At 45.5% G+C, this 11,303-nt stretch carries 12 protein-coding genes; all 12 read left to right on the top strand.

Going from position 1 to position 11,303, the window contains the following annotated elements; all coding sequences use genetic code 11:
- Window positions 1-3 precede the first annotated feature (3 nt).
- The 12 genes from K6T99_05755 to K6T99_05700 all read left to right on the top strand — a co-directional run bounded on the left by K6T99_05755 (window position 4) and on the right by K6T99_05700 (window position 11,302).
- A complete protein-coding gene (locus tag K6T99_05755) occupies window positions 4-1,869 on the top strand; it encodes a glycosyltransferase family 39 protein (GenBank protein MCL6519317.1) in 1,866 nt (621 codons plus the stop codon).
- On the top strand, window positions 1,866-3,194 hold the full coding sequence (locus tag K6T99_05750) for a DUF2142 domain-containing protein (GenBank protein ID MCL6519316.1): 1,329 nt from the start codon (window positions 1,866-1,868) through the stop codon (window positions 3,192-3,194). Before K6T99_05755 ends, K6T99_05750 begins: the two co-directional genes overlap by 4 nt.
- A gap of 83 nt (window positions 3,195-3,277) precedes the next feature.
- Complete coding sequence (locus K6T99_05745) at window positions 3,278-3,958, top strand: endonuclease III (protein MCL6519315.1); 681 nt, start codon at window positions 3,278-3,280, stop codon at window positions 3,956-3,958.
- The gene (locus K6T99_05740; GenBank protein MCL6519314.1) at window positions 3,912-4,334 is read left to right on the top strand and encodes a PaaI family thioesterase; all 423 of its coding nucleotides are present in this window, start codon (window positions 3,912-3,914) and stop codon (window positions 4,332-4,334) included. Before K6T99_05745 ends, K6T99_05740 begins: the two co-directional genes overlap by 47 nt.
- Window positions 4,335-4,353: 19 nt before the next feature.
- Window positions 4,354-4,608 (top strand): DUF2007 domain-containing protein, encoded by a 255-nt coding sequence (locus K6T99_05735; protein ID MCL6519313.1) that lies wholly within the window; start codon window positions 4,354-4,356, stop codon window positions 4,606-4,608.
- Window positions 4,609-5,244: a DUF4412 domain-containing protein gene (locus K6T99_05730; GenBank protein MCL6519312.1), complete on the top strand. Its 636-nt coding sequence runs from the start codon at window positions 4,609-4,611 to the stop codon at window positions 5,242-5,244.
- A 36-nt stretch (window positions 5,245-5,280) separates the two neighbouring features.
- The gene (locus K6T99_05725; GenBank protein ID MCL6519311.1) at window positions 5,281-6,381 is read left to right on the top strand and encodes an aldose 1-epimerase family protein; all 1,101 of its coding nucleotides are present in this window, start codon (window positions 5,281-5,283) and stop codon (window positions 6,379-6,381) included.
- A gap of 92 nt (window positions 6,382-6,473) precedes the next feature.
- Window positions 6,474-7,916, top strand: coding sequence for a menaquinone biosynthesis decarboxylase (locus K6T99_05720; protein ID MCL6519310.1), 1,443 nt, complete (start codon window positions 6,474-6,476; stop codon window positions 7,914-7,916).
- Window positions 7,917-7,918: 2 nt separating this feature from the next.
- Window positions 7,919-8,530 carry a UbiX family flavin prenyltransferase gene (locus tag K6T99_05715; protein MCL6519309.1) on the top strand — a complete coding sequence of 204 codons (612 nt, stop codon included), beginning with the start codon at window positions 7,919-7,921 and terminating at the stop codon, window positions 8,528-8,530.
- Complete coding sequence (ubiA, locus tag K6T99_05710) at window positions 8,527-9,414, top strand: putative 4-hydroxybenzoate polyprenyltransferase (protein ID MCL6519308.1); 888 nt, start codon at window positions 8,527-8,529, stop codon at window positions 9,412-9,414. Before K6T99_05715 ends, ubiA begins: the two co-directional genes overlap by 4 nt.
- A complete protein-coding gene (gene mqnE, locus K6T99_05705) occupies window positions 9,411-10,508 on the top strand; it encodes an aminofutalosine synthase MqnE (GenBank protein MCL6519307.1) in 1,098 nt (365 codons plus the stop codon). The genes ubiA and mqnE overlap by 4 nt, the downstream gene beginning before the upstream one ends.
- Window positions 10,505-11,302, top strand: a complete 798-nt coding sequence (locus K6T99_05700; protein ID MCL6519306.1) for a menaquinone biosynthesis protein — start codon at window positions 10,505-10,507, stop codon at window positions 11,300-11,302. The genes mqnE and K6T99_05700 overlap by 4 nt, the downstream gene beginning before the upstream one ends.
- Window position 11,303 lies beyond the last annotated feature (1 nt).

Genomic DNA, 11,303 nt, shown 5'->3' with positions numbered 1-11,303 from the left:
TTAGTGGAGTTTAAGATTTTGTTGACTGCACTCCCAATATCAATTGTAATTTTATTAATCGCCATCTCGTTTGGTCGAATGCTTTTAAAACATTTGGGCATTAAGGCTTCTGATGACCTAGAGTGTTCTATTTTCGCTACTGGTTTGGGGTTGGGAGTTTTGGCATATTTGGTGTTGGCAGTTGGCCTTGCAAATATTTTGTATGCCTGGGTGCTAGTCACTTTGCTTCTGATATTAGCAGTCGCTTCCATAAAAGAAATGGGAGCATTTATACGCATCATTTATAACCAGTTGCGAATGTCGGGGAAGAAAATAAGCGCCCTATATGTGCTCATTCTAATTGCTGTTGTTCTCATGGGTGGTTTTGTGCTAATTTCAGCTTTAGCACCGCCAGCCTTCAGCGATTGGGACGGCTTAGCATATCATCTTGCTGTTCCAAAAATGTACCTTAAGGCCCACAAGATCTACTATATTCCGTTCATTTCCCACTCGAACTTTCCGTTTCTTATCGAGATGCTCTACACAATTGGTTTAGCATTGGGAGACATAGGTGTTGCAAAGCTTTTCCACTTTGCCATGTATATTACAACAGCCGTTGGGATATTCTCGCTGGGACGCAAATATATCAATTCGGTGGCCGGTTTCGTGGGGGTATTAGTTTTCATGAGCGTGCCCCTTTGCATTTGGGAAGCAGGGATTGCATATTCTGACCTTTCGACTGCGCTATATGTGCTCTTGGCGACCTATTGCGTGGTGAATTGGGAAGCGAAATTTGAACGCGGCTGGCTGATTCTGGGTGGAATTATGGGCGGATTTGCATTAGGTACTAAAGTCCTGGCGGTGGTGCCGGTTCTTGCATTATGCCTTTGGGTGTTTGTATCTGCGTGTAGAATGAAAGGGATATCCGAAGGAATAAAATCAGCATCTATTTTAGGTGCAGTTTTGCTTTTAATAGCTGCGCCATGGTACATCAAGACTTTCATATATACTGGCAATCCGGTCTATCCGTTTCTCTACAACATTTTTGGTGGGAAATACTGGAGTGCGGAGGCGGCTCAAAGCTATCGGCAGGCACAGCTTGAGTTTGGAATGGGACGCGGTCTGCTTGATTTTGTTCTCCTTCCCTGGAATATCACGATGCATGGAAGTAAGTTCTATGATAAGGGTGCCCCTGTGTTACTTGGAATAATCGGTCCAGCATTTCTAGGAATACTTGGTGTTCAAGTATTTCAAAGAAACATAAGCAAAGTTGCAATCAAACTACAACTTGTTGCTGGAGCGTTTATAATTGCATGGTTTTTCCTAATGCAAAGTGCACGGTACATGATGGGCATACTTCCGCTCTTGAGCATTGCTGTTGGTGCTGCAGTAGCAAAAGCAAACACTGATTGGAAAATAACCAGACATATTGTCAATATGTTTGTTGCAGGTTGCATATTGGTAGGCTTATATCCGGCTGCTGTCATGGGTTATTGGTGTGGTCCAGTGGTTTTTGGATTGGAACCGTTTGAAGAATACCTATCTCGAAGTCTTGATGTATATGATGCGGAAAACTTCATCAATACTTCAACGCCAAGGAATTCAAAGATCATATTATATGATGAGGTTCGGGGTTTCTACCTTGACCGGACATATATTTGGGGCAATCCTGGCCATCACGAGATGATTCCCTATAGAACTTTCAAAACAGGAGACCAGCTTGTTGATTGGCTACGTAGTCAAGGCTTCACACATGCTCTCATTAATTGGCGTTTTTCCTCCTTGGGTTCGAAGGCGAGTTACCAAAAACTTATATTGCAAGCGATTGGGTCTGGACGTTTAGCTGAGGCCTTTTCCTCAAACGGCGTCAGCGTTTATGAGATAAAATGAGAGGGCAAAAGCAACGCAACAAGAGAACTTTTGAGACGAATTCGACTAGAAGAGGCAAATGGCATTTATACCTCGGTGGTGTAGTCATACTTCACATTGTTCTAGGAGCGTTGTATTGGTATTACACACCTTTTGGAGCTTCTCCTGACGAAAAGGCGCATGGCGCTTACATTCAAAGCATAGTTGCTGATCGTAGGTTGCCTGTTTTTAGTGCGGCTGACCGGGAAAATTACGAAGCACACCAACCGCCTCTGTACTATTTGCTTGGCGTGCTATTTTATCAGATGGCAAAGTCATTTGGAAGCGAGAATCCTGTTGAGGCGGTCCGCCTATTGTCACTCATTCTGGGTGCTTTTTCAATTTGGGTAACCTATAGTGTTGTGAAAATGCTGTTCCCCGAAGATGAAGGGCTTTCAATCGCATGCGCTGGATTTGTTGCGTTTCTCCCGATGCATTTAACATTGAGTGTCTCGGTGAGCAATGATATGCTGACAGAGTTGTTGTTTGGTGTTGGGTCGCTTTTAATGACACGCATGTTAACGGCAGGCTCGACGTCACGAAACATACTCCTGCTTGGGTGTGTCCTGGGACTAGGTTTGTTGACCAAAACAACATGTGTTATTCTCTTTCCGCTTGTGGTTCTTGCATATATCTTTGCCTGGCGTCTCGAGAAAGATTCTCATATAATGTGGCAATTGGCTGGCATATTTGGCGTTAGTCTTATCATCGGAGGCTGGTGGCTTCTTCGGAATAAACTCCTTTATGGCGATTTTTTTGGTGTATCAGAGTTTGCAAAAGCGTTTGAGCAAACCGCTCGGCCGCAGTATTGGCTCCGCGGGCGAGGACTGTCCCTTGGGAATTATGTTTTGCTTGTTTGTGGTTGGACTTTTGCGAGCTTTTGGGGCGTTTTCGGGCATATGAGGGTTTTTATGGCAACCTGGACCTATTTTTTCTTGGGTTTGGCAACTTTGGCATCAGGTATTGCGCTTGCACCAGCCATTTCCTGCTGCATAAAAGGGCGGGAAGAGGTTAGGACGTCGCAGGTAATTAAATACACTTTAATGCTCTATGGTGCTACACTGTTACTTGTATTAGTTGCTTTCATTATATTCAATTTCGAATACTTTCAGGCACAAGGAAGATACTTATACCCCGCTCTGATACCAATATCGCTGTTTTGGGTTCTTGGCATTCGGCAGGTTTTTCCATCAAGCGTTAGAAAATTCGCGCCTAGTTTCGTCATTGTATGCATGCTTTCTCTTGCATTTTATGCTCTTGTAGCGTGCATCATGCCGTTATTACCCGAGATTTATGGTGTTTTCTGAAATATTAATAACTTCGTTTTATGAGCCAATAGTGTCTTCGCATTGCGGGTGCTCTCTTACTGTGATATACTCTTTCTTGGCTAATGGAAAAGATTAGACAAATTTGTACATTACTTGAGAAGACCTACGGGAGACCTGAGTGCAAACCTAGGCGCGACCCACTCGAGGAGCTAATATTTACAATACTTTCCCAGAACACATCAGCGGCAAATTATACTAGGGCATTCAACAATCTACAAGAGAAGTTCAAGTCCTGGGATGACGTGCGTAAAGCTCCGGTGGCAGATATCGAAGAGGCAATCCGCGTTGGTGGTCTATCGAAGATAAAAGCATCACGCATTAAGAGAATTCTTAACGAAATCTTTGATATTTATGGTGAATTATCATTAGATTTTCTGGCGAATATGACTGATGAAGAGGCGCGCAATTGTCTAATGAGGTTTGAGGGAATTGGAATAAAGACAGCATCTTGCGTTCTCATGTTTTCCCTTTGCCGTCCGGTGCTTCCAGTTGACACACATATCCATCGAGTTTCGAAGCGCCTGGGACTAATAGGCTCCGACGTGAGCGCCGAAGCAGCACATGGAATTTTGCAAGGAATGCTGAAAAACGAGGACGTCTACTCATTTCACGTTAATATGGTGATGCATGGTAGGAAAGTTTGCAAGGCACAAAGTCCTATGTGTTGGACTTGTTGTTTGCTTCCAAAGTGTGAGTATGGGAATAGGCGCCTACAATGGGAGGAATCAATTGGAACTGCGTGATGACGGAAGATGTTTTGCATGCGGACCTTTGAATCCCATAGGACTTAAGCTTCAATTTGCCGAAAAGGATGGAGAATACATTACTCGCTTCACCCCTAGCCAGGAGCATCAAGGTTTTGTTGGAATTACCCACGGCGGTATAATCTCAACAGTGCTAGACGAGGTGATGGCAAGATATGTATATGTTAAGGGCTACAGGGCGGTAACCGCTGAGATAAACATTAAGCTTCGAAAGCCGGCGCCAACTGGCAAAGAGCTTATTGTAGCCGGCCGGATAAGTTCTAAAAAGGGCCGTTTGCTGGAGTGCTCGGCAGAGGCGCGGAACAGTTGGGGCGATGTGATAGCGGTGGCTAAGGCTCGAATGCTTGAAGTTTAAATTATCAAAGGAGAAATTCATGAATCATGAAGGTTATGTTTCGGTTTTCCAAGCGCCAGACGAATTGACGGCGAATTTGATTAAGGGCATTCTAGAAGCAGAAGATATCGACGTAATCATCCATTCGCACCAGGTACCTTGGATGGATAGCATTATGAAACCTGCAGAAGGCTTTTGGGGCGATATTTTGGTGCCGGAAGAGGAGGCGGAAAGAGCAAAGAAGGTTCTTGAGGCATATGAAAATGGCTCAAAGATTTTAGAGGAGGAAGAGTAAATGAAAACAGTAAGACTGCTGGTGGTTTTGGCTGGGTTGCTAGTGCTGGTATTGCAGACTGCTGAGGCGGCTACGTATGCGAAGTCTGGCTATATGGAGCAAACAGGGACTATTACAAACGCTGGGGTCTCTAAGTCTCAAAATAGCAAGCTCTATTGGAAGGACAAAAGGTGGCGGATGGAAACGTTAGTTGGCGACAGATTGATGATAACTATTGGTACCGGCGATGCAATATACACATATTCTCCTCTTGAAAAGAAAGCTGCAAAAAGTAAAGTGAACACGCCAAGTATAATTGAGATTCTAGTTCAGCAAGCGGACAGAATGAAGAAAGTTAAAGGGGCGAAAAAAACAGGGACGGAAACAATAAGGGGATATAAGTGCGAAGTCTACACCTTGACTTCTCCAGACAAAAAAGCCACCGGGAAAGCTTGGATGTGTGTCGACCCTAAACTTCCAATCGTCTTGAAGCAGAGCGTGACGGCAGCAAATGGTTATTCAGAAGTGCGGGAGATAAAGACAATCAGACTCAACGCAAGCGTCTCGGACGATAAGTTCACGCTGCCCAAGGGGACGAAAATCATAGAGGTCAAGGCACAACCTAAAGCTGCGCCTAAGTCTGGCTCAAAGAAGTAGGCTATAATAACCTTAAGAGGCAGGAGGTATTAAGGAATGGCAAAGCTCTTTGGAACCGAATATACCCGCGAGCAGTTGCTTGTAAGAGTTGGTGATATCTCACAAATTGGTGGAGTGCGCTCTATTGTGCTAAATGATGGTGCCGAACGTGGCGTTCGAGCGGTTGAGTTTCGAACTGGCACAGGATTCAACTTCAACGTGCTTGTAGACAGAGGATTGGATATCTCGACTGCCGAGTACAAAGGGAGGCCTCTTGCTTGGAGATCGTCCACGGGCGACACTTCACCAGCCTACTTTGAAGAGCCTGGCTTCGGATGGCTTAGGAGTTTCTATGGTGGTTTGGTTGTCACGTGTGGGTTAACATACGCGGGTGCTCCTTGCGTTGACAAGGGTAAGCCGCTTGGTCTCCATGGCCGCGTATCAAATATTCCAGCATCTAATGTATATGCCGACGGCGAATGGAATGGTGATGATTATATTATATGGGTTCAAGGCCGGGTTCGTGAAACCTCGGTGTTTGGTGAAAATATCGAGATGATGCGCAGAATATCTGCTGTTTTGGGCGAATCTAGACTCAGAATTCATGATATGGTACGTAATCTTGGCCATCAAAAGACTGAACACATGATGCTTTATCATATAAACCTCGGTTTCCCCGTTGTTGATGGGGGTAGCAAGTTGATTGCACCGGTTATAAGTTACCAACCTAGAGATGCTGATGCAGAGGTGGAGAAGGAACTTTACGCAAGTTTTCCTCCTCCCACTCCAGGTTTCAAGGAGCGGGTATACTACCTTGATATAGCTGAGGGAGCTGACGGAACTGTTGGTGTTGCTTTGGTCAATCCAAACTTTGATGGAGGACGTGGGTTTGGTGTTTATGTCAGATACTTTAAGCGTGAACTTCCAAAGTTTGCTGAATGGAAAATGAATGCCGAAGATACGTATGTCGTAGGGCTTGAACCTGCAAACTGCGCAGTGGAAGGGCGTGCTAAAGAGCGTGAGCGCGGGACTCTTCAATTTCTCCAACCGGGCGAAGTACGTGAGTATCACTTAGAAATTGGCGTGTTGGATTCTAAGGAACAGATTGAGCAGTTCGAAGAAGAAGCAAATACCATCCTTGCCAGGCGGAAGGAATAATTTCGGAGCAATATTTTGAATTAGGGTCGTTCAGTACAGCCGCATTCCACATGTGCTTACTCTTCAATAATGCATGTGGATTGGTAACTTCGATGGCATATAAAGACCTGCATGATTTCATTGAGCACCTGCAGAAGACAGGTCAGTTAAGGCGCATCCTCGTTCCGATAAGTACCGACCTTGAAATTACGGAGGTCGCAGACCGCGTAATGTGTGAGGGTGGCCCGGCTTTAATTTTTGAGAAGCCTCTAGGTTACGATATTCCCGTGCTCATTAACGCTTTTGGAACGGAACAGCGAATGTGCGCTGCTTTGGGTGTAACAAACTTGGATGATATAGGATATGAGATTGCCGACCTACTTCAGCCAGAAGTTCCTGAGACCCTTCTTGGCAAGTTAATGATGATTCCTAAATATGGCAAGCTTGCTTCATACGCACCAAAAATTGTAAAGTCAGGCATTTGCCAAGAAGTGGTGCAGACGGACGATGCTTCCTTATATGAGCTGCCAATTTTAAAATGTTGGCCGGGCGATGGAGGGCGTTTTATCACCCTTCCCATGGTTTTTTCGGTTGACCCATATACTGGTGTTCGCAATGTCGGAATGTATCGCATGCATGTCTATGACGAGCGAACAACTGGGATGCACTGGCATCCAAACAAAGTGGGCGCAAGGCACTATGCAGGGTATGAGCGGCTGGGACGACGCATGGAAATAGCCGTGGCGCTTGGCGGCGACCCAGCGCTTACTTATGCAGCAACAGCGCCACTCCCCGATAATTTCGATGAGATACTCTTTGCAGGTTTCCTTCGCAAGAAGGCAGTGGAAATGGTCCAGTGCAAAACAGTCAACATCCAAGTTCCGGCGGATGCTGAAATAGTTATAGAAGGCTATGTAGAACCAGGCGAAAGAAGAATAGAGGGGCCGTTCGGAGATCATACCGGCTACTACTCTCTCCAGGCTGAGTTTCCAGTTTTTCACGTAACATGCATCACACGACGGAAAAACGCTATATACCCAGCGACAATAGTTGGCAAGCCGCCCAAAGAAGATTGTTTCATGGCAAAGGCAACAGAGCGCATATTCCTTCCGCTAATTCGTCTTCAGGTTCCCGAAATTGTTGATATGAATCTCCCAATTGAAGGCGTATTCCACAACTTGGCGGTTGTCTCAATTCGCAAGCAATATCCCGGGCAAGCCAGAAAGGTTATGCATGCGCTCTGGGGATTAGGGCAAATGGCGTTAACAAAGATAGTAATAGTTGTGGATGACGATGTAAATGTTCACGACCTCAGCGAAGTGCTTTGGCGGGTAGGGAATAATATCGATCCTCAAAGAGATATTGAGTTTGTAATGGGCCCAGTTGATATCCTTGACCACGCATCTAGGCTTTTGGGTTACGGAAGCAAGATGGGTATAGATGCCACGAAGAAGCTTCCCGGCGAAGGGTTTGATCGCGAGTGGCCGGACGAAATACAAATGGATCCAGAGGTAGTTGCAAAAATAAACAACTTATGGGACCAATTGGGATTGTAAACATGGTAAACGAAGACGAGCGAAAATTGGTAATGGCGATAACAGGTGCAAGCGGGAGCATCTACGCTGTTCGCTTCCTTGAGGCAATTTTGGAATATTATGAGAAGATATACCTTACGTTGACCGAGAATGCTACTGCTGTCATTAAAACTGAACTTGGAATCGATTTTCCAACAGATAAAGTAGATGCTCAGTCGCTATTAGGTGGATATTACAAGAAAGTTGAAATCTTTTCTCCGACTGACCTTGCTGCTCCTCCTTCCAGTGGGTCGGTAAAACACGAAGGCATGGTAATTATTCCATGTTCGATGGGCACCGTAGGGCGAATTGCTAGCGGTGTTTCAAATGATTTGGTAACGCGCGCGGCGGATGTGTGTCTAAAAGAACGGAGGCCTCTTATCCTTGTGATTCGCGAAACCCCGCTTAACTTAATTCACCTGAGGAACCTCACCATGCTTGCGGAGGCTGGGGCTACCATACTTCCTGCGGCTCCGGGATTCTACCACAATCCGAAGACAATAGAAGACCTAGTTTCCTTTGTTGTCTGCCGTGTGATGCGGCAATTGGGAATCACACATGTGGCGCTTCCTGAGTGGGAGAGAGCAAGCAAATGAAGTATCTTGCATTTCGAGGATTGCGAAAGCTAAAGACAATCCTAGAGATGATAAAATTTGAACACACGGTTTTCGCCCTCCCTTTTGCCTTAATAAGCATGGTGCTTGCAGCCGATGGCTTGCCTGAAGGAAGGGTTATTTTCTGGATACTGGTAGCAATGGTTGGAGCGCGCAGTTCAGCAATGGCATTCAATCGCATTGCTGATATTGCATACGATAGGTTGAACCCACGCACCGCGGATAGAGCGCTTCCAAGAGGTGTTTTGAGTCTTAGCGAAGTATGGTTGTTCACGCTTTTTTCAGCCGCTGCGTTCGTCTTTGCCGCATATATGCTGAATCCACTTGCATTTGCACTTTCTCCGGTCGCTCTTATCGTAATCCTTGGATATTCATATACAAAGCGTTTTACCTCGCTTACGCATCTTGTACTTGGTTTAGCGCTTGGAATTGCTCCTGTTGGCGCATGGATTGCTGTTAGAGGTCAGTTTAATCTTGCGCCAATCGTGCTTTCGGCAGCAGTAATGTTTTGGACTGCAGGCTTTGACATAATTTATGCTTTGCAGGACATCGAATTTGATCGTGCACAAGGATTATTTTCAATTCCGCGCTTTTTGGGTATTCGTCGGTCGCTAATGGTGTCAAGACTTTTCCATTTTGCTGCAATTACACTGCTTGTTCTATTTGGTGCCGTAATGTCTCTTGGGGGAATGTATTTTGTAGGGACGGCAGCGGCAGCGGCGTTATTGATATATGAGCAGAGCCTTGTAAAACCGCATGATATCAGCAAAGTAGATGTAGCTTTCTTCAACACCAACGGTTTGGTTAGCATTGGACTCCTGATATTTACAGTGCTCGACCTCCTAATTAGAAAGGGCATGATGTGAGAAGATTAGCACTTGAATCTGACATTGGCGACATTGTTGAAAAGGTAGAGCAGGGGGTGCGTCTCAGCTTCGACGACGGTGTGCGGCTACTAAAATCTAACAATCTTCCTGTAATTGGTTGGATGGCAGACGTCATAAGGCGGCGGTTAAATAGTAATCGAACTTACTATGTTGTCAATCGCCATATCAATTACACGAATGTTTGCAAGAACCGCTGCCGCTTCTGCGCATTCTCGAAAAGCGAAAGCGAGCCCGGAGCATATACACTTACAATTGAAGAGGTAATAGAAAAGGCTGAGGTCGCCAAGCGCGAAGTTGATTTTACTGAATTGCACATAGTTGGTGGCCTCCATCCCAGCTTGCCTTTTGATTACTACCTGATGATGCTTTCTGAGCTAAAAAAGCGAATGCCGGATGTTCATCTGCAGGCATTTACTGCGGTTGAGGTTGAACATTTCTCGCGTATATCTGGATTGAGTGTGAGGGATGTTCTAATCAAACTTCGTGATGCTGGGCTTGGGTCGCTTCCTGGAGGTGGAGCCGAGGTGTTTTCACCGCGTGTGCGGGCTCAGTTATGTGCTGAGAAGCTGCCCGCAGAGGGATGGCTGGATGTAATGCGAACTGCGCATGAATTAGGAATTAAAAGCAATGCAACCATGCTTTATCATCATGTTGAAACGCCAGAAGAAACAATCGACCATTTGATGCGCCTTCGAGAACTTCAAGACGAGACCTCTGGATTTCTGGCATTTATCCCTCTCTCATTCCATCCAAAAGGTACTGAGCTTGAGCATCAAAGTAAGCGGTCGTCGGGCGTTGAGGACCTAAAAATCATAGCAGTATCGCGCTTGATGCTTGACAATTTTCCGCATATTAAGGTTTTCTGGATTATGTTTGGGTTAAAACTTGCCCAAGTTGCTCTGAGCTTCGGAGCTGATGACTTCGACGGCACTGTTGTTGAGGAAAAAATCACTCATTCGGCTGGCGCTGAAACCCCTGAGGGCCTGTCGGTAGCCGAAATTACGCGGTTAATCTCCGAGACAGGCACGGTTCCCGTGGAGCGCGATACGCTTTACAATGAGGTAAGGCATTGAAATTTAGGCTTGGGACAATTCCATATTTAAATGGCAAACCTCTTACTTATGGTCTGGATTCTGAATCGAAGGTTGAACTCGTTGTTGATGTTCCCTCCAGGTTGGCAGACATGCTCAGGGAAGATGAAATTGCTGCGGGATTAGTATCATCGGTTGCTTGCTTTATGAATCCAAACCTGCAAATCGTACCTAAAATAAGTATTTCATGTCGCGGAATAGCAGAAAGTGTCAAGATTTTCTACAAGAACAAAATCGAGAAAGCCAAGAGGGTTGCACTCGACACGAGCTCGCTTACATCTGTCTTACTTGCAAAGGTTATACTTCGTGAACAATACAATCTGACGCCCCAATTTATACCAATGCAGCCACGGGTAGATGAAATGCTGAGTGTTTGTGATGCAGCAGTAGTCATTGGCGATACAACGATGAAAGTTCCGCCAGGACGTTGGGCTGAGATAGACTTGGGTTCAGAATGGTTTTCGCTGACTCGCCTCCCTTTTGTATTTGCTGTTTGGGCTGTCAATCCTGAAATGGCTTCATCAGAGCTAACAAAAATACTGCAGAGAGCTAAACAGAATGGGCTTGATACACTGAGCACAATCGCTGAATCGGAATCCCAGAGACTAGGGCTATCTTATGAGAAATGCTATCATTACCTTAGCGAGATTATGGACTATAATCTTACTAAGGAGCATCTGGAATCTTTAGAGGTTTTCCAGGGGAAAATTCGCCAGCTGGGAGTGAATATTCCCTCAGTTCCAATAAAGTTTTTTGGTGACGCAACAGAGCTCTAAC

It is taken from the genome of Armatimonadota bacterium (assembly GCA_023511795.1).
Lineage (GTDB): Bacteria > Armatimonadota > UBA5829 > DTJY01 > DTJY01 > JAIMAU01.
The sequence above is the reverse complement of the archived record's forward strand: the minus strand, read 5'-3'. Positions and strand labels throughout refer to the sequence as shown.